Here is an 18251-nt window from a genome sequence, read left to right on the forward strand (position 1 = left end):
AGCCGCATATGTCTTCTATGGCATTTTGCCTGCGATTCTCGTATAATACCAAGGAGGAGGTGAACCGGATGTCCGATGTATTGGAGCGTGTAAAACGCATCGTCGTCGACCGCTTGGGCGCAGACGAAGCTGAAGTTACACTTGAAGCATCTTTCAAAGAAGATTTGGGTGCTGATTCTTTGGATGTAGTGGAATTGGTCATGGAATTGGAAGATGAATTCGATTTGGAAATCTCTGATGAAGATGCAGAAAAAATCACGACCGTAGGTGAAGTTGTAAACTACATACAATCTCATACCTAAAGTCAATTCAGTCCCGCTCCTGTTTTCGAACAGGCGGGACTTCTCATCATTCATTGGTTTTTCTTATTCCGTAAGCGGCGCTGGTCAAACAGATCTTCGGATCATGCTTGGCTAGACGTCTGCTTGCGGATATTCCCACAAAATACTTGCGTAATGCAGTCGATATAGAGGTGAGTTGGTTTGAAACAAAGAGTTGTAATTACCGGAATGGGCGTAATGACATCGCTCGGAAAAGATTTGGAAACGTTCTGGGGAAGTTTAATGGCAGGCAAGTCCGGAATCTCTCAGATTGAGGCGTTTGATGTAAGTGAATATACCACTCAAATTGCAGCCGAGATCAAGGATTTCAACCCGGAAGAGTACATGGATCGCAAAGATGCACGTAAAATGGACCGTTTTGTTCAATTCGCTGTAGCAGCTGGCTTCAAAGCCGTTGAAGACAGTGGTCTGAAAATTGACGAGAACATTGATGCAGAGCGCTTCGGTGTGTCCATCGGATCGGGTATCGGTGGATTGGGTACTTGGGAAGACCAACATAATGCATTGTTGCAAAAGGGTCCTAAACGCGTAAGTCCATTTTTCATTCCGATGATGATCTCCAACATGGCTTCTGGCCAAATGTCGATTTCTCTCGGGGCGAAAGGTCCTAACATCAACGTGGTAACAGCCTGTGCTACAGGAACACACTCCATTGGAGATTCCTTCAAGCTGATTGCAAACGGAGATGCGGACGCGATGATCTGTGGTGGTGCGGAAGCGACGATCAGACCAACCGGTCTGGCTGGGTTCTGTGCAATGCGTGCCATGTCTACACGTAATGATGATCCGGCTAAGTCGAGCCGTCCTTTTGATACTGAACGTGACGGATTTGTCATGGGCGAAGGCGCGGGAGTTCTGATCCTTGAATCTCTTGAACATGCACAAAAACGTGGTGCCCGTATTTATGGTGAAATAATTGGTTACGGTCTCACTGGTGACGCACATCACATGACAGAACCTGATCCGGATGGAGCAGCACGCTGCATGAAGATGGCTCTGCGTAATGCTGGAATTGAACCGGAAGAAGTGGACTATATCAATGCACACGGAACATCAACACCTGTAGGTGACAGATCCGAAACGCTTGCGATCAAAAAAGCGTTTGGCGATCATGCGTACAAGCTTGCGGTGAGTTCCACTAAATCGATGACAGGTCATATGCTTGGTGCTGCGGGTGGCGTGGAAGCTGTAATCTGCGGATTGTCGCTGACACATCAGACGCTTGCTCCAACAATTAACCTGGAAAATCAGGACCCGGAATGTGATCTGGACTACGTTCCAAACGTTCCACGTCAAACTAAAGTCAATATTGCCATGTCCAATTCATTTGGGTTCGGCGGTCACAATGCCACCATTATTCTCAAAAAATTTGAAGCATAAGGGGCTAGTTCGTTTGAGTGAAGATCTGAAGCAGTTACAACACAAACTTCAAATCAAATTTGACAACAGGCAGCTTTTAAAACAAGCGTTTACCCATGCTTCTTATGTAAACGAGCACCGGTTCAGTCAGCATCAGGATAACGAACGTCTGGAGTTTCTGGGCGATGCGGTACTGGAACTGACTGTGTCGGAATACTTGTATCACTTGTTTCCTAACCGGCCAGAGGGTGAATTAACCAAGCTGCGGGCATCGATTGTCTGTGAGCCTTCCCTCGTCAAATTTGCTGAAGCGTTGGGTTTTGGGCAGTATGTACTTCTTGGTAAAGGTGAGGAACTGACGGGAGGACGAACAAGACCGGCTTTATTAGCGGATGTGTTTGAATCTTTCATCGGTGCATTATATCTGGATCAGGGATTGGCGCCTGTCCGGACATTTCTGGATCAGCATGTATTTCCGTTAATCGTTCTGGGCAGCAAGCTTCAAATGAGCGATTACAAAACGGAATTGCAGGAACTCACTCAGCATCACAATATGGGAGCTCTTGAATACCGTATCGTTGAGGAACGGGGCCCTGCCCATGAACGGGAGTTTGTCTCCGAGGTCCATATGGGTCAAGAACGGCTTGGAAGAGGTACAGGACGTTCCAAAAAGGAAGCCGAGCAACAGGCTGCATCCGCAGCACTGGATCGACTGAAGCTTCCGGAAGCCTGAGCTTTACCGTAAGCGCATAGACAAACGAAGAGCAAAGAGCAGCCCGCGGGTCCGCCTGGCGGAATTTATCGGCCGGACTGCTTTTTGCTCTTTTTTTTGTAAGGAGGATCAGGATTTGCTTTTCTTGATCGATAACTAGGCGCTGAATGCAACACTTGAAATTTGCAAGAGGAGGTGACGGGAAACCCTATGTTTTTAAAACGGATTGAACTGGGTGGATTCAAGTCATTCGCCGACAAAACGGAAATGGAATTCGTTCGTGGCATTACCGCTGTTGTAGGCCCGAACGGAAGTGGGAAAAGTAACATTTCAGACGGCATACGCTGGGTTCTTGGGGAACAAAGCGCCAAATCACTGCGTGGTGGCAAGATGGAAGATATCATTTTTGCCGGCAGTGATGCACGGAAGGCTGTTAATTATGGTGAAGTTTCGCTGACGCTGGATAACGAGGATCATGCGCTTGCTTTGGATTTTGGCGAAGTGACGGTGACGCGTCGTGTACATCGCAGTGGAGACAGTGAATATTTTATCAACAAGCAGTCCTGTCGTTTGAAGGATATTACGGAATTGTTTATGGATACCGGGATCGGCAAGGAAGCTTACTCGATTATTGGGCAGGGACGAATCGAAGAGATTCTGAGTACCCGTTCAGAGGATCGCAGGGGGATCTTTGAAGAGGCATCAGGTATTGTTAAATATAAATCTCGCAAACGGGATGCTACTCGCAAACTGGATGAGACGGAACAGAATTTATTGCGCATTCATGATCTGGTCACTGAGCTGGAAGACCAGATTGGTCCGTTAAAGGAACAATCGGAGAAAGCAATCCACTACAAGGAATTGCGTGGGCAGCTGAAATCACAGGAAATCTCCATGTATGTGTATCAGATCGAACAAATTCACGCTTCCTGGAGCAAAGCAAACCAACGACTTGAATCGTTGAAACAAGAAGAAGTCGGATTGGCTGCCATCGTCTCCACTCATGATGCCAAGCTGGAAAGTGATCGGAATGCACTGCGTACGCTGGAAACGGAGACAGAACAGCTGCAATCTGCCTTACTGCAATTCAGTGAAGCAACGGAGAAAAGCGAAGGACTCGGGGAACTGCTCAGGGAGCGTTCGCGCCATTTGCAGACGAATCAGGAACAGCTTAGAGTGACGCTTGCAGCGAGTGAAGAGAGACATCGGGAGCGTGAAGCCGAGTTACTTGCATTACGCGAAAAGTTTGCCAAACTTGAGCTTGAACTGAGTGATGTGAGAAACCGACTGTCCGAAGAAGAGGCCAAACTCATCGGTGTCACTGGCGGCATTAGCCAACAGCAGGAAGAAAGCCTTAAGGGCAACTTGCTGGAACTGATGAATCAGATGGCTCAGACACGAAATGAAATTCGTTACGCGGACCAACAGAAAGAGACGTTGGAACGGCGAATGAATCGCGCGACGGAGGAATCCGGCAAGTGGGAAGGCCAGAAGGAAACACTGGAAGCCCGCAAAACGGAGATTGAGAAAAAGGTCATTCGCTTGGGCAAGGAAATCAGTGATCTGCGCGGTGGATATATTACGGAAAGTGAACGTCTCCAGTCGTTGCAGAAGCTGCTCGAAGAAAGCCGGGGAACGGTCCGTAAATGGGAGCAGAAGCGTGAGGCCCAGGTTTCCCGTCGCGATACAATGAAAGAAATGCAGGATGATTTTGATGGTTTCATGTTGGGTGTCAAGGAAGTACTTAAGGCATCACGCAAAGGTACACTGAACGGCGTTCATGGGGCTGTTGCAGAGCTCGTTAAAGTGCCTGAGAAGATCGAGCTTGCGGTAGAGACAGCGATGGGCGCTTCCCTGCAGCATGTCGTCATGGAGAATGAATCGGTTTCTAGACAGGCGATCGCTTTTCTGAAACAACGTCAATTGGGCAGAGCTACGTTCCTCCCGCTGGATGTTATTCGTCCACGTACCATTGGTGCGGGTGAACGTTCGATGATTGAAGGCATGGATGGGTTTGTCGGCATTGGTGCGGATCTCGTACAATACGAATCCCGATATGCTTCGATCATTGGAAGCTTGCTCGGAAATGTCATTATTGCGGAAAAACTGGAGGATGCCAACAAAATCGCTGCTCGCTGCCAATATCGTTTCCGGGTGGTAACCTTGGAAGGCGATGTGGTTAACGCAGGTGGTTCGATGACTGGTGGTAGCCAGCACAAGAAAAATGTAAGTTTGCTCAGCCGAAAACGGCAGCTGGACCAGCTGGATCAGGATATTGTGGACACCGAGAATCAGATTGTAAAACTGCATCGCAGTGTGGACGATGTGAAAACTCAACTGGAGCAGTGTCAGGATAAGCTGGACGAGCTGCGCCAGTCTGGAGACGACACCCGAAATGCAGAACAGCAGGCTTCAATGGAAATGAAGCAGGTTGAGCATGAGCTGCGCCACGTGCTGGAACAGGTTGCGGTAGCCGGGCAGGAAAAGAGCGGGTTTACCGAAGAAATCAAAGAGATGGATACAGCCCGCGAGGTCGCTGTGAAGAAGCTGGAGCAGCTTGAGGAAGAAGAGAAGGCGACTCATCGTGCCATTCATGCCGCAGAATTCGCGCGTAAAGCGAATGAATCTGCGAAGGAGGAATTGCAGACCCAGCTCACCGACCTGAAAGTACGAGAGGGGAAACTGGATCAGGAGCGATTCTCCAACGAGGAGCAATTGCGGCGTCTGGAGCGTGAAGTGGATTCACTGGTGAAGGATTTACGTCAAAATCGCACGCTGCTGGCCTCCATGGAAGCCGATCTGAAGAAAACAGAGACTGAAAGTGTTAAACAGATTGAGGATCTTAACCAATACAAGCTGAAAAAAGCGGAATCTGCACAGGAGCTGGACTTCAAGCGTGCTGCCCGAAGCGAGCTGTCGAAAAAGCTTGAGCTTGCGGAGAGTGAAACGAAGGAACAGCGCACGCAGCTGAAAGCTGTGGAGGAACAGCTGCGCCAAACGGAAATTTCCGTGAACAGACTTGATGTTGAGTTGGAAAACATTTTGCGCAAACTGATGGATGAGTATGAGCTCGGCTATGAACTTGCCAAAGAGCGTTATCCTGTGCCAGAAGATGTGGAAAGCACACAGGCAGAGGTACAGAAACTGAAGCGCAGCATAACGGCTCTTGGTGATGTCAATCTGGGAGCGATCGAGGAATTCCAGCGGGTTAATGAGCGGTATGAGTTCCTCAGCACGCAGAAGAACGATCTTGTTGAAGCGAAAACAACATTGTATCAGGTCATTCGGGAAATGGAAGACGAGATGGCCAAGCGATTCAAGATGACGTTTGATGCGATTCGTCGAGAGTTCGGCACGGTCTTCAGCAAGCTGTTTGGCGGGGGGCGGGCGGATCTGGTCCTGATGGATCCTGAGCGTTTGCTGGACACAGGCATTGATATCGTCGCCCAGCCACCAGGCAAAAAGCTGCAAAACCTGCAACTATTATCCGGTGGAGAACGAGCGTTGACTGCGATGGCATTGTTGTTCGCTATTCTGCATGTGAAGCCTGTACCGTTCTGCGTACTGGATGAAGTTGAAGCAGCACTGGATGAGGCGAACGTAGTCCGTTTTGCCCAGTATTTGCGTGAGTTCTCGGAACAAACCCAATTCATCGTTGTTACACACCGCAAAGGCACAATGGAAGAAGCGGATGTGTTATATGGCGTCACGATGGAAGAGGGCGGAGTATCCAAGCTCGTTTCGGTTAAACTGGAAGATGAGGAAGCTGTCATTGCCTGATCTTGGAGTGATTGTCACACATGAACTCATCTAATATCATTTAAACTACGAAATGTACACGATGGAGGGGCTTTATGAGTTTTTTTAAAAAGCTGAGAGACAGCATTGCAAGCAAAACGGAGTCGGTCACCAAACAGTTCAAGGACGGATTGGAAAAGACACGTAAAGGCCTTGTAGAGAAAGTATCGGATCTCGTCATTCGCCGCAAAAAAATTGATGAAGAGTTCTACGAAGAATTGGAAGAGATTCTGATTGGAGCCGACGTAGGTGTCAATACGGTCATGAATCTGATTGAAGACCTGCGTGATGAAGTCAAAAAACGGAAAATCGAGGATGCGGCTGAGCTGCAGCCTGTATTGTCCGAGAAACTGACAGATCTGCTCCGCGGTGAGCAGAATAACGAACTGAAAATGAATCCGAATGGGATCACGGTTATTTTGTTTGTCGGCGTTAACGGTGTTGGTAAAACGACAACGATTGGCAAGCTCGCGTATCGCTTCAAGCAGCAGGGTAAAAAAGTCATCATGGCTGCAGGTGATACGTTCCGTGCCGGAGCGATTGAACAATTGGAAGTGTGGGGACAACGTGCTGGTGTAGATGTTATCAAGCAGCAATCGGGCTCGGACCCTGCCGCTGTAATGTATGATGCGGTACAGGCTGCGAAGCAACGGGGTGCCGATGTTTTGCTTTGTGATACAGCGGGTCGCCTACAAAATAAATCCAATCTGATGGATGAACTCAACAAAATCTATCGTGTTATCCAGCGTGAAATTCCGGAAGCTCCACATGAAGTACTGATGGTACTGGATGCAACAACAGGCCAAAATGCCTTGAATCAGGCTAAACTTTTCGGTGAGAAAAGTGGCGTAACTGGCCTCGTATTGACGAAACTGGATGGAACGGCCAAAGGTGGTATCGTTGTTGCGATCCGTCAGGAGCTGGACTTGCCAGTGAAGCTCGTGGGACTAGGTGAGAAAATTGATGATCTACAACAATTTGATTCAGAGCAATTCGTGCACGCTTTGTTCGCGGGATTGATCCAGGAACAGCCAGAGCAAAGCATAGAAGAAGAGGAATCCAATTCATAGTCGTTAAATAAATCAATATTGTTTGACCGTATTGCCACTGATATACGTGATAAGTGTCACGTATTATATCAGTGGCAATACGTGTATAATGAAATAAAACAGGCAATTCCTCAGGATTAGAAAGGACGGTTGAAATGGCCAATACCTATACCTATTCCCGCCGTGAAGAAGTCGCCAATGCGGTGACTCATGGTATCGGCGCTGCGCTCAGCGTAGCTGCACTGGTGCTATTGATTGTATTTTCCAGTATAAAAGGCACAGCCTGGCATGTGGTCAGTTTCACGATCTACGGGATCACGATGCTACTGCTTTATACAAGCTCAACACTCGTGCATGCATGGAAAGATGGCAAAGTAAAAGATTTATTTGAAATTTTTGATCATTCTTCGATTTATTTGTTTATTGCGGGATCATACACTCCGCTTTTGTTTATTGCTGTTCGAGGCACGCTCGGCTGGAGCTTGTTCGGTGTGATCTGGGCCATTGCATTATTCGGCGTGATCTTTAAGGCGTTTTTTACGAAAAAGTTTCTATTCATGTCCACGATTTTCTATATTGCAATGGGCTGGCTCATCATTATCGCCTGGCAACCGCTTGTGGCTGCCATTCCTACAGGCGGAATCGTGCTGCTGGTTGCTGGAGGACTGATGTATACGCTGGGTACACTTTTTTATGTGTGGCGTGGTTTTCCTTACCACCATGCGATTTGGCATCTCTTTGTGCTGGCAGGCAGTATTCTTCATTTCTTTATGGTATTAATATATCTGACTCCTCTTCGCTAGGGTGTGGTTGGTCATCTGAAACGAATCGGCTCCACCTGAGGAGACGCATTCGTTTTTTTGTTCTATATAAAGGACAAAGCAGACTGTAATTTACAGTAGAGGAATGGATGAAATCAACCGTGTAGGCACGAAATATGAGCTCCAAATAGTCGTTTTTATTGTGACAAGTATTTTTGCTTGACAACCTGATTTGTTTTAGGTATTATTAGGAACGTTGCAAGAGTGTAAAGTGTTTTTCCTTGACGAAGGGAGTGCCCCGTTATGAGTCAAGAAAACCGGCTTGAGAAGACAAACCGGATTAACTTGCTGTTTGCTTTCTATGAAAGCTTACTCACAGAGAAACAGCAGACTTTTCTAAAGTATTACTTTCATGATGATTTCTCGCTGGGTGAGATTGCAGCCGAGTTTGAGATCAGCCGCCAGGCGGTATACGAGCATATCAAGCGTGCCGAACAAGTGCTGGAAAATTACGAAAGCAAGCTTGGCTTGCTGGAGAAGCACGAACAGCGCAACCGTAATCTTGAAGATTTGCAAAATGCATTGGAACGCGCAGGTGTTTCCATTGATAACAACCAACAAATACACGATATTGTTCATCAGCTCAGAGAATAGTTCGTAAGAGTTGAACGAAACGTATCGGTCCTGAAAACAGTATTACAGCTTAAGGAGGTGGGATCATGGCATTTGAAGGATTAACGACCCGATTGCAGAATGTGTTCAGCAAGCTCCGTGGCAAAGGCAAGGTGTCTGATGAAGATGTTGCCGAAGCGATGCGCGAGGTACGTCTGGCATTGCTCGAAGCGGATGTAAACTTCAAAGTGGTCAAGGAATTCATCGCCAAGGTGAAAGAGAAGGCTGTTGGCAAAGAAGTGATGGAGAGCTTCACGCCAGGAATGGTCATTATCGACATCGTAAACAAGGAACTGACGGATTTGATGGGTGGAAGCCAGTCGAAGCTGGCCAAAGCAAACAAACCGCCTACAGTACTGATGATGGTTGGTTTGCAGGGTGCGGGTAAAACGACCACATCCGGTAAACTGGCCAAGATGCTGCAGAAGCAAAATAGCAGACCGTTGCTTGTTGCAGGAGATATTTATCGTCCAGCAGCGATCAAGCAGTTGCAAGTGCTTGGCGAGCAGATTAAAGCGCCAGTATTTACACTGGGAGATCAGACAAGCCCTGTAGAGATCGCACGTCAGGGTCTGCAGCATGCCAAGGATAATGGTAATGACTACGTCATTATTGATACAGCTGGACGTCTGCACGTCGATGAAGAATTGATGGAAGAACTTCGTCAGATTCACAGCGTAGTGAACCCGGATGAAGTATTGCTTGTCGTGGACAGCATGACAGGTCAGGATGCGGTTAATGTGGCAGAACACTTTAACCAGCAGCTTAATCTGACCGGTGTCGTTCTGACCAAGCTGGATGGAGACACTCGTGGTGGTGCGGCGCTTTCCGTTAAAGCAGTTACCGGTTGCCCAATCAAGTTTGCCTCCCTTGGAGAGAAACTGGATGCACTTGAGCCTTTCCATCCAGAGCGTATGGCTTCACGTATTCTTGGTATGGGTGACATGCTCTCTCTGATTGAGAAGGCACAGTCCAACATTGATACCGACAAAGCCAAGGAAATGGAACGGAAGATGCGTAATGCAGAATTCACGTTCGAAGATTTCCTTGAACAGATGGATCAAGTGAAAAAGCTGGGACCAATCGATCAGATCATGGATATGATTCCCGGTATGGGCAAGATGAAACAAGCTAAGGACCTGAAGGTTGATGATAAACAGATGGGCCGGATTGAAGCGATCGTGTACTCCATGACGACCGAGGAGAAACGTAACCCGGATATGATCAACCATAGCCGCCGGAAGCGGATTGCTACAGGTAGTGGAACATCCCTGGCTGAAGTAAACCGTCTGATCAAGCAATTTGATGAGATGCGTCGTATGATGAAACAGTTCTCGGATATGATGGGACCTAAAGGCGGCAAAAACAAAGCGATGAAGCAGCTTAAGGGTCTAGGTAAAGGAATGAAGTTTCCTTTCCGTTGATTCCAATTGCAGCTGAACGATATACAGATTTCATTGAAGGAGGTGAATTTTCAAATGGCAGTTCGTATTCGTCTGAAACGTATGGGTGCTCACAAAGCTCCTTTCTACCGCGTAGTGGTATCGGATTCCCGTTCCCCACGTGACGGTCGTTTTATCGAGGAGATCGGTTACTACAACCCGGTTGAACAACCGGCTGTTGTTAAGATCGATGAAGATAAAGCATTGCAATGGCTTCAAAACGGTGCGCAAGCATCCGACACTGTCCGCAACTTGCTGAGCAAAGCGGGCGTGATGAAGAAGTTCCACGAGTCTAAATTGACTAAATAAGGTGCTGATTCGGAGGGTCATCTATGGAAGAATTAGTAAGCATAATTGCTAAGGCTTTGGTCGATCATCCGGAAGATGTGGCGGTTCGGACGGTTGAGAAAGATCGGCTTGTCGTATATGAGTTAACCGTTCATCCTGACGATGTTGGGAAAGTGATTGGTAAACAGGGACGAATCGCAAAGTCTCTTCGTACGGTCGTCACATCAGCAGCAGTTAAGATGGATAAACGGGTAACCGTCGATATCATATCTTAAAGATATACGAAAGGGGGTTAGGATGCATGTCCTAGCCCCTTTTCGTGCATGCTGAAATTATTAATAAAACCCATCAAATAAATTGATTTTAGGATTAACAATAAAATTTTATAGTATGGATTGCAGGAGGAACTTATGGCAGAATTTATGAATGTAGGTAAGATCGTCAATACACACGGCATTCGTGGTGAGTTGAGAATTATGCCTTTAACCGATTTCCCTGAAGTACGGTTCGCTAAAGATGCGGAACTTTTTCTTTTTACACCAGATAATCATCCCGTATTGGTTAATGTGGAATCTGCACGATTGCATAAAAATATGTACATTCTTCGTCTGAAGGAATATGGAGATATCAATGAAGTGGAGAAGTTCAAGGGTGGCATGGCCAAAGTGTTGAAAGAAAACTTGGCTGAGCTGGAGGAGAATGAATATTACTTCCACCAAATTGTTGGATGTTCGGTCATTACAGATGAAGGTGAAACACTTGGAACCATATCTGAAATTTTGACTCCGGGCGCGAATGACGTATGGGTTGTCAAAACACCGGCAGGCAAAGAAATTCTGCTTCCGGTCATCGATGATGTTGTTCTTGACGTAGACGTTGATCAGCAGCAGGTCAAGGTTCACCTGATGGAAGGGCTGCTGTAACATGAAAGTGGATGTATTAACTTTATTTCCGGAAATGTTCGAAGGCGTGTTTGGGACGAGCATTCTGGGCAAAGCCCAAACCAAGGGGCTTGTGTCCTTAGGGGCAACAAACTTTCGGAATTTTGCGACCAATAAACATAATACAGTCGATGATGCACCTTACGGCGGAGGTGGGGGTATGGTATTAAAGCCAGATCCAATCTTTGCTGCCGTCGAGGATGTGTTAGAGCAACGGGGCGAAGCAGCGGCAACGATGAAACCGCCACGTATTATTCTAATGTGTCCGCAAGGTGAGACGTTCACACAGAAAAAAGCAGAAGAACTTGTACAGGAAGATCATCTGATTTTTATTTGCGGACATTATGAAGGCTATGATGAACGTATCCGTGAATTTCTCGTGACGGACGAATTGTCAATTGGTGATTACGTGCTGACTGGCGGCGAGCTGCCTGCGATGGTGGCGATTGATAGTATTGTACGCCTTATTCCCGGTGTGCTGGGGAATGAGACAAGTGCTGTAACGGATTCATTCAGCACCGGATTGCTCGAATATCCGCACTACACACGTCCTCCGGAATTCAGAGGTATGAAGGTGCCAGATATGCTATTATCCGGACATCACCTGAATATTGAGGCATGGCGCAGGGAACAGTCCTTGCTTCGTACGTTGGAACGCAGACCGGATATGTTGGAGACGGCGGACTTGACGGACAAAGAACGGATTTGGCTGAATAAGATTCGTTCCAATCGTGAAAAGAATGCTGAGTAATTTGATGATATCTCTTTTGAGCACGTAAAATAATCTCATTGAAAAGCTTGAAAGACCAGCCTTGTGATATATAGGTTGGTCTTTTTTGTATAGAACATTTTTGCCACATTTAACTTTTTTGCATGTTCCGAAATAGGGTTGTTTAAATTGGGAAATATCTTTATGGTGATCTCAGCTAGAAGCGTATGAACACGACATGCTGAGGAGGAAGAAATATGGATCATCAACCTTATGAAATTGGTAGTGTGAATATTAGCGAAGCAGGAGAGCGCTGCAAGATGCTTCTGGGAGATCTGAATGGAGATGGCAGGCTTGAGATGCTGTTGGTGCAGGCTGATGGAGGCATAGACGATCGTTACGTTCCGCATCAGGTATGCTGTTTGTCGGCATATGATCTGGATGGAACATTAATTTGGCAGGTCGGAACACCGGATCCGGATGCAGGGGGGCCAGGGTCAGACTATCCCGCTCAGATCGCAGATTGGGATGGGGACGGAAATAATGAAGTGCTGTGTGTAATGAACAAGCAAGTTCTTATTCTGGACGGAAGAACGGGAGAGATAAAGAAACGTCATGATCTACCTGGAGAACAAGCGCATGACTGTATTATTCTTGCCAACCTCACTGGAGACCAACACAGTATGGATATCCTGCTGAAGGATCGATATAAGACGTTATGGGCATTAGACCATGATTTCAATTTGTTGTGGAAGCATGAAGGCAACATAGGTCATTTTCCGTGGGTATACGATATCGATGGGGATGGCAAGGATGAAGTGATGGCCGGGTATGACATGCTGGATCATGATGGAACACTATTATGGTCCTGTCAGAATCTTGATGATCACGCAGACTGTATATGGTTTGGCGATGTGGATGAGGATGGAGAGGTTGAGATTGTTATCGGTGGCAGTGTCACGGTGATGATGGATCGGTACGGTAATGAGAAATGGCGTTATGAAGATTCAATTGAATCGCAGCATATCGCATTGGGAAAATTTTGTGCGGGAAGGCAAGGTTTACAGATTGCAGGCCTGGATCGGATCATTCGAGGAGATGAGAATGGCAAGGATGGGATGTTTATGCTGGATAGCGAAGGAAAAGAACTTTGGAAAGAAGATCGTAAAACTCGAGGGTGGTTAACCATTATTGAACCTGTATGTAACTGGGATGACAGCGGGGTTGACTATATTCTGGCTTATCGTCGAGGTGGAGGCGTCCTGCCTTCTTTGGTGAATGGTCACATGCGAACCGTTGCAGAGTTTGGAAAAGAGGGCTACGCCGTACATGCAGACTTGTGTCAGAGCGGCAGGGAACAGATCATCATCTATGATGCACATGAGGCCGTGATCTATTCCAGCTCAGTGATGGATCTAACCACTCCAACCGCTTTGGACATAAAAAGAGCCCAGCTTCAGCCGAAAAGACTGTATAGCTCGACTCTTTATCCGGGCGGGGAAGTTTCAATCTAGCCTAATGACTGATCTCTACGACAGGAAGGATTTCCTGTTGTTTTGATTCAGGGTGGAGCAATACAGCCAAATCGGTTCCTGTCGTAACCGTTAATCGTGGGAGCTTCATGGGATTATCCCCGGGTCGGACAAAACCTGAACGTACGGAAAAGGCCATGCGATACCCATTTTTCTGTAGTTGATAGATCATCTGCGTGCTGATATAGCCGAATGGATAGGCCATATACGGCGTGTCTATACCGGTTGCCTTCATTAGTTTGACGTCATCATTCAGCAGACTTGTGTCGAGTCCGACGGGTACGTTGTCACCGCAACGCATATACCCCTTGTGATGCAGATTATAGGTATGGCTATTGAACTCAAAAACGTCCTTAGCGGCTTGCATCTCCTGTTTGGAGATAAATGTTTTTTTGTCTGGATCAAAAGCCGAAGGCTGATCCTGAATTTTGCTGCCGATGACAAACAGGGAAGCATGGAAATTATATTTTTTGAGCACAGGGTAGGCTAAAGTATAATTGTTCTGATAGCCATCATCAAAGGTGATGACAATAGACTTTTGGGGCAGGGAGATCTGTCCATTCACGTATTGCTCAAGCTGCTCCAGTGTAATTGTGTTGTAACCTTCTTCATGCAGATATTTCATGTTTTCTTCGAAGTCTTCCAGATTAATGATCGATTTGTTGTTTTTTTCATGGTTGTTGATTTTGGGCTGTATGTAATGATACATCAGTACAGGTACTTCAGTTGCCGAACCTTGTGCGATGTGAAAGGTAGCTTGATCAAGTACAGGTTTGCTGGAATAATCGGAGTGAGACATTAGAAATGCCTTACGTTTTACCATATCCCAGGACGTGCATGCTTTGTGGGACATTGCATTGGTAGGATGAGTTACCGCATACGCATACATCGTAATAGTACAAGTGATTACAGCGAGTACGGCAAGCGTGATTTTTTTCAAGTGTTTCATAATTCTATTGGTTCTCCTTTTACAATTCATTTCTTCGTGGGAGTACATCTTTGATGCTTCAGCACGTAATCCAACAAGCTATATCATAGACGATCTGTCTTGACAGAAAGTTACAGTATTTTTTCCGTCTAATGCTTGACATATTCCAGAATACTAATCATGACGATCCATCGCGGTGGAACTTCTAATTTGTTTATTTTTCCTTGTGTTTTGTTATGGTGCGTGATACAATAAGTCTGTTATGTGGAATACGGCGGTCCTCTATGGATAATGAAGGAGACAAGGTGTTCTCTGGAAGAAGTATGAACGCCTGTACGGAAGGAGGGAGTCATAGATGAATATCGTTCAAGCGATTACACAAGAACAACTTCGTAAGGATATTCCGAGTTTTCGTCCTGGTGACACTTTGAAAGTGCACGTTAAGGTAATCGAGGGAACTCGTGAGCGTATCCAATTGTTCGAAGGTGTTGTGATTAAACGCCGTGGTGGTGGAATCAGTGAGACTTTTACAGTTCGTAAAATTTCTTACGGTGTAGGTGTGGAAAGAGCTTTCCCGCTTCATTCCCCTAAAATCGATAGAATCGAAGTGGCTCGCCGTGGTAAAGTGCGTCGTGCGAAGCTTTATTATCTTCGTGAACTACGCGGTAAAGCAGCGAGAATTAAAGAAATTCGTTAATATAACGGATACCGGGGAGGGCTTGGAGACAAGCCCTTTTCGTTTTTGTCCGGGAAAAGTTGAACCGGAGGTGCACTTCCGAGTAAAATGGTATGGCGGCACATGCGCGAATAGTCCGGGAGGCTTGTGAAATCAGTTATTGAAGAACATTTGAATTGTGGATTAAATGTACTGGTAATGCTTGCATGTAAGATTACATAACTGATGATGTGTACAAACTGCTATAACATGTACTGTGAAGAGAGGAAGATCATTAATGGAACAGGAAGTTCAACAGGACCAGGGCAATGCTGCCGAAGAGAAAGGCAGTCGATCCAAAAAAGCCAAAAATGAAATTTTCGAATGGCTCAAAGCCATCGTGATTGCACTAGTACTTGTCATATTAATTCGGTGGTTGCTGTTCAAACCGTTTGTTGTGGACGGGCCTTCCATGCAGCCGAATTTTCATACAGGTGAACGTGTGATCGTCAATGAAATCTTATATGATATCAGGGAACCACAGCGCGGAGAAGTTATCGTATTCCACGTTCCATCTGAAGGTCGTGATTTCATTAAACGTGTCATTGCTGTTGCTGGTGATACCGTTGAGGTTCAGGACGATACGGTTCTCGTCAATGGTAAAAAAGTCGATGAGACTTACATTCAGGGAGCAATCGATGCTGCTGAAGCGAACGGTGGAACTTACAACGTGAAGGACTTCCCTAATGAGCAATTCCCGGATGGGAAAGTACCTGAAGGTCATGTTTTTGTAATGGGGGATAACCGCCCGAACAGTACGGATAGCCGGATGATCGGTTATGTGTCACTGACGGATATTGTAGGTCGTGCAGATGTGATTTTCTGGCCGATCGGCGATATCAAGTGGATTAACCATTAATATGAATGCAGGATATACAAGCAAAATATAAAATATACACTAAAACGTAGAGGGCAGAGATAATCTGGGGATAATAATGACCGGAAGATTATTTTGCCAGCGAAGTGATACGGTGTGGATGTTATAGTTAAAGCTTGTATATCAACAAATAATGAGGTGAAGACAAGGTGACGATTCAATGGTTTCCAGGTCATATGACCCGAGCCAGACGCCAGATTCAGGATAAGTTAAAGCTGATTGACGTGGTCATCGAACTGCTGGATGCCCGTCTGCCTGTCTCCAGCCGCAACCCGATGATTGACGAGATTTTACAGGGCAAACCCCGGATGATTTTGTTGAATAAGTCCGACTTGGCTGATCCAAAAGTGACGCAAGAATGGATTGAATATTTCAAAAAAGAGGGAATCACGGCTTTTCCTGTAGATGCTTCAACAGGTACCAACGTGAAAGACATCCCAACACAAGCGAAGCTTCTCCTTAAAGAAAAAATTGACCGTCAAATAGCTAAAGGGATTAACCCTCGAGCGGTTCGTGGACTGATTGTTGGTATTCCAAACGTGGGTAAATCCACGCTAATTAACCGACTGGCTGGACGGAACATTGCGGCAACGGGAGATCGTCCTGGTGTGACAAAGGGACAACAGTGGATCAAAGTGGGTAAAGAAATGGAACTGCTGGATACCCCGGGTATTCTTTGGCCGAAATTCGAAGATCAAAACGTGGGTTATCGTCTTGCGGTAACGGGTGCAATCAAGGAAGAGATTCTGAATGCAGAAGACATCGCCTTTTTTGGCATTAGTTACCTGATGCGCTATTACTGGGATTCTCTTGAAGAACGATATGGACTTCAGGAGTTCTCTAAGGATGCGGATGATTCAGACAGTGTCGTTGCGATCATGGAACAGGTTGGTCGTATACGTGGTTGTGTTGTGAGTGGTGGGCGTATCGATTTGGAAAAGGCATCGCGAGCATTTCTGCGTGAACTGCGTGCGGGCAAAATGGGACGTTTCTCTATGGAAGCTCCTTATTAAATACGAAACAACTGCCGAAAGAAGCGGCCGTTACCGGATTACCGGGAGCGGTCGCTTTTTGTCATACTGGAAGTCAAAATAGAGGAACTTTGATTGAGCTGGAAGTCGATTCTAGTAAATTGCACTTTATGGTATTGTTTTGTACGTATATCTGAGGATTGTAAATCATGCTATGATGAGTGATAAAGATTTAGCCTGCTCAATGCTGAATATCTTCAATTTAAGCCATCAGATACCGATAAAATAATAACTCATCATCGTATTATCTATAGGCTTCACGGAAATTTATGTCTTGTTTAATTGGATTTGATAGAACAAAAATCGGGAATCTACGTCTATATAATAAATGATATAAAAGTGATGCGTTGAAGCAAGAGTGGGCAGAGGAGATGACACTGTAATGAATGATATGAATGAAATAACTGAATTGACACAGTTGGATGCCCTGGTTGAACCCAAAAAGAAGGAAAAGGAATGGGTTGAGCCCAAAGATCTGCTAATCTATGAGCGTGAATATTGGGAAAGCGGATTTGAACGGATTGCCGGAATTGATGAGGTGGGACGTGGTTGTTTATTTGGAGATGTCGTAGCCGCAGCCGTTATTTTGCCTCGGGATCTGATTCTAGAAGGGGTTAATGATTCCAAGAAATTAACGGAGAAAAAGCGAGATGCATTATATGACATCATTATGGAAAAGGCGTTGTCAGTTGGGATCGGATATGCGGATGCGGAAACGATTGATCAACTGAATATTAAACAGGCAGCAAGGCTTGCTATGAAACGTGCGGTGGAAGCACTTGAAGGCGTTCCAGACTATTTATTGGTGGATGCCGAAAAGGTAGATGTGAATATACCGCAGTTGTCCATTATTAAAGGCGATGCAAACAGTCAATCCATTGCGGCAGCATCCATTATTGCGAAGGTTACCCGGGATAGGCTTTGCAAAGAGGACTGGGATACGTTATATCCGGAATATGGCTTATCAATACATAAGGGATATGCAACGAAATTTCATCGTGAACAAATTATGGCTTTGGGTGCTACACCCATGCACCGTCGCAGTTTTCTCGGCAATTTGCTCGGAGAGCAGCACACTTTATTTTAAATAGACCAC

18 protein-coding genes are annotated in these 18251 nt (G+C 46.0%); 17 read left to right on the plus strand and 1 reads right to left on the minus strand.

What is annotated here, in order from left to right:
* Nucleotides 1-68: 68 nt before the first annotated feature.
* From acpP to P5G61_RS07625, 13 genes are all read left to right on the plus strand, one after another.
* Complete coding sequence (acpP, locus tag P5G61_RS07565) at nt 69-302, plus strand: acyl carrier protein (RefSeq protein ID WP_024630176.1); 234 nt, start codon at nt 69-71, stop codon at nt 300-302.
* 180 nt (nt 303-482) lie between these two features.
* Entirely contained in the window at nt 483-1721 is a 1239-nt protein-coding gene (fabF, locus tag P5G61_RS07570) for a beta-ketoacyl-ACP synthase II (protein ID WP_090993440.1), read from the plus strand.
* 13 nt (nt 1722-1734) lie between these two features.
* Nucleotides 1735-2433 (plus strand): ribonuclease III, encoded by a 699-nt coding sequence (gene rnc / locus P5G61_RS07575; RefSeq protein WP_024630178.1) that lies wholly within the window; start codon nt 1735-1737, stop codon nt 2431-2433.
* 189 nt (nt 2434-2622) lie between these two features.
* A complete protein-coding gene (smc, locus tag P5G61_RS07580; RefSeq protein WP_301245940.1) occupies nt 2623-6192 on the plus strand; it encodes a chromosome segregation protein SMC in 3570 nt (1189 codons plus the stop codon).
* 74 nt (nt 6193-6266) lie between these two features.
* Nucleotides 6267-7280, plus strand: a complete 1014-nt coding sequence (ftsY, locus tag P5G61_RS07585; protein WP_301245941.1) for a signal recognition particle-docking protein FtsY — start codon at nt 6267-6269, stop codon at nt 7278-7280.
* Between the two features lie 134 nt (nt 7281-7414).
* The gene (trhA, locus tag P5G61_RS07590) at nt 7415-8062 is read left to right on the plus strand and encodes a PAQR family membrane homeostasis protein TrhA (protein ID WP_301245942.1); all 648 of its coding nucleotides are present in this window, start codon (nt 7415-7417) and stop codon (nt 8060-8062) included.
* 261 nt (nt 8063-8323) lie between these two features.
* Entirely contained in the window at nt 8324-8674 is a 351-nt protein-coding gene (locus tag P5G61_RS07595) for a putative DNA-binding protein (RefSeq protein ID WP_301245943.1), read from the plus strand.
* 65 nt (nt 8675-8739) lie between these two features.
* Nucleotides 8740-10116 (plus strand): signal recognition particle protein, encoded by a 1377-nt coding sequence (gene ffh / locus P5G61_RS07600; protein WP_063564662.1) that lies wholly within the window; start codon nt 8740-8742, stop codon nt 10114-10116.
* Nucleotides 10117-10170: 54 nt separating this feature from the next.
* Nucleotides 10171-10443, plus strand: a complete 273-nt coding sequence (gene rpsP, locus P5G61_RS07605) for a 30S ribosomal protein S16 (protein WP_024630184.1) — start codon at nt 10171-10173, stop codon at nt 10441-10443.
* A 23-nt stretch (nt 10444-10466) separates the two neighbouring features.
* Nucleotides 10467-10697 carry a KH domain-containing protein gene (locus tag P5G61_RS07610; protein WP_024630185.1) on the plus strand — a complete coding sequence of 77 codons (231 nt, stop codon included), beginning with the start codon at nt 10467-10469 and terminating at the stop codon, nt 10695-10697.
* Nucleotides 10698-10832: 135 nt separating this feature from the next.
* Nucleotides 10833-11345 (plus strand): ribosome maturation factor RimM, encoded by a 513-nt coding sequence (gene rimM, locus P5G61_RS07615; protein ID WP_301245944.1) that lies wholly within the window; start codon nt 10833-10835, stop codon nt 11343-11345.
* A 1-nt stretch (nt 11346) separates the two neighbouring features.
* The gene (trmD, locus tag P5G61_RS07620; protein ID WP_301245945.1) at nt 11347-12114 is read left to right on the plus strand and encodes a tRNA (guanosine(37)-N1)-methyltransferase TrmD; all 768 of its coding nucleotides are present in this window, start codon (nt 11347-11349) and stop codon (nt 12112-12114) included.
* Between the two features lie 215 nt (nt 12115-12329).
* Nucleotides 12330-13586 (plus strand): hypothetical protein, encoded by a 1257-nt coding sequence (locus tag P5G61_RS07625; protein WP_301245946.1) that lies wholly within the window; start codon nt 12330-12332, stop codon nt 13584-13586.
* 1 nt (nt 13587) lies between these two features.
* Here the strand turns inward: P5G61_RS07625 and P5G61_RS07630 are convergent, their stop codons facing one another.
* Nucleotides 13588-14553 carry a polysaccharide deacetylase family protein gene (locus P5G61_RS07630; protein ID WP_301245947.1) on the minus strand — a complete coding sequence of 322 codons (966 nt, stop codon included), beginning with the start codon at nt 14551-14553 and terminating at the stop codon, nt 13588-13590.
* Between the two features lie 334 nt (nt 14554-14887).
* On the opposite strand from P5G61_RS07630, the gene rplS reads away from it, so the two are divergent.
* The 4 genes from rplS (at nt 14888) to rnhB (ending at nt 18242) form a co-directional block, all read left to right on the plus strand.
* On the plus strand, nt 14888-15229 hold the full coding sequence (gene rplS / locus P5G61_RS07635) for a 50S ribosomal protein L19 (RefSeq protein ID WP_024630190.1): 342 nt from the start codon (nt 14888-14890) through the stop codon (nt 15227-15229).
* A gap of 256 nt (nt 15230-15485) precedes the next feature.
* Nucleotides 15486-16106 carry a signal peptidase I gene (gene lepB / locus P5G61_RS07640; RefSeq protein WP_024630191.1) on the plus strand — a complete coding sequence of 207 codons (621 nt, stop codon included), beginning with the start codon at nt 15486-15488 and terminating at the stop codon, nt 16104-16106.
* Between the two features lie 167 nt (nt 16107-16273).
* Nucleotides 16274-17137 (plus strand): ribosome biogenesis GTPase YlqF, encoded by an 864-nt coding sequence (gene ylqF / locus P5G61_RS07645; RefSeq protein WP_079346996.1) that lies wholly within the window; start codon nt 16274-16276, stop codon nt 17135-17137.
* A 400-nt stretch (nt 17138-17537) separates the two neighbouring features.
* Nucleotides 17538-18242 (plus strand): ribonuclease HII, encoded by a 705-nt coding sequence (gene rnhB, locus P5G61_RS07650; RefSeq protein ID WP_301245948.1) that lies wholly within the window; start codon nt 17538-17540, stop codon nt 18240-18242.
* The last annotated feature ends 9 nt before the right edge of the window (nt 18243-18251 follow it).

This window comes from Paenibacillus vandeheii (genome assembly GCF_030433635.1).
In the GTDB taxonomy this organism is placed as follows: Bacteria; Bacillota; Bacilli; order Paenibacillales; family Paenibacillaceae; genus Paenibacillus; species Paenibacillus vandeheii.

Excerpts from the sequence above, each read along its gene's own strand:
- acpP (WP_024630176.1), top strand. The coding sequence starts at position 69 with ATGTCCGATGTATTGGAGCGTGTAAAACGCATCGTCGTCGACCGCTTG.
- smc (WP_301245940.1), top strand. The coding sequence starts at position 2,623 with ATGTTTTTAAAACGGATTGAACTGGGTGGATTCAAGTCATTCGCCGAC.
- ftsY (WP_301245941.1), top strand. The coding sequence starts at position 6,267 with ATGAGTTTTTTTAAAAAGCTGAGAGACAGCATTGCAAGCAAAACGGAG.
- trhA (WP_301245942.1), top strand. The coding sequence starts at position 7,415 with ATGGCCAATACCTATACCTATTCCCGCCGTGAAGAAGTCGCCAATGCG.
- P5G61_RS07595 (WP_301245943.1), top strand. The coding sequence starts at position 8,324 with ATGAGTCAAGAAAACCGGCTTGAGAAGACAAACCGGATTAACTTGCTG.
- ffh (WP_063564662.1), top strand. The coding sequence starts at position 8,740 with ATGGCATTTGAAGGATTAACGACCCGATTGCAGAATGTGTTCAGCAAG.
- rpsP (WP_024630184.1), top strand. The coding sequence starts at position 10,171 with ATGGCAGTTCGTATTCGTCTGAAACGTATGGGTGCTCACAAAGCTCCT.
- P5G61_RS07610 (WP_024630185.1), top strand. The coding sequence starts at position 10,467 with ATGGAAGAATTAGTAAGCATAATTGCTAAGGCTTTGGTCGATCATCCG.
- rimM (WP_301245944.1), top strand. The coding sequence starts at position 10,833 with ATGGCAGAATTTATGAATGTAGGTAAGATCGTCAATACACACGGCATT.
- trmD (WP_301245945.1), top strand. The coding sequence starts at position 11,347 with ATGAAAGTGGATGTATTAACTTTATTTCCGGAAATGTTCGAAGGCGTG.
- P5G61_RS07625 (WP_301245946.1), top strand. The coding sequence starts at position 12,330 with ATGGATCATCAACCTTATGAAATTGGTAGTGTGAATATTAGCGAAGCA.
- P5G61_RS07630 (WP_301245947.1), bottom strand. The coding sequence starts at position 14,553 with ATGAAACACTTGAAAAAAATCACGCTTGCCGTACTCGCTGTAATCACT.
- rplS (WP_024630190.1), top strand. The coding sequence starts at position 14,888 with ATGAATATCGTTCAAGCGATTACACAAGAACAACTTCGTAAGGATATT.
- lepB (WP_024630191.1), top strand. The coding sequence starts at position 15,486 with ATGGAACAGGAAGTTCAACAGGACCAGGGCAATGCTGCCGAAGAGAAA.
- rnhB (WP_301245948.1), top strand. The coding sequence starts at position 17,538 with ATGAATGATATGAATGAAATAACTGAATTGACACAGTTGGATGCCCTG.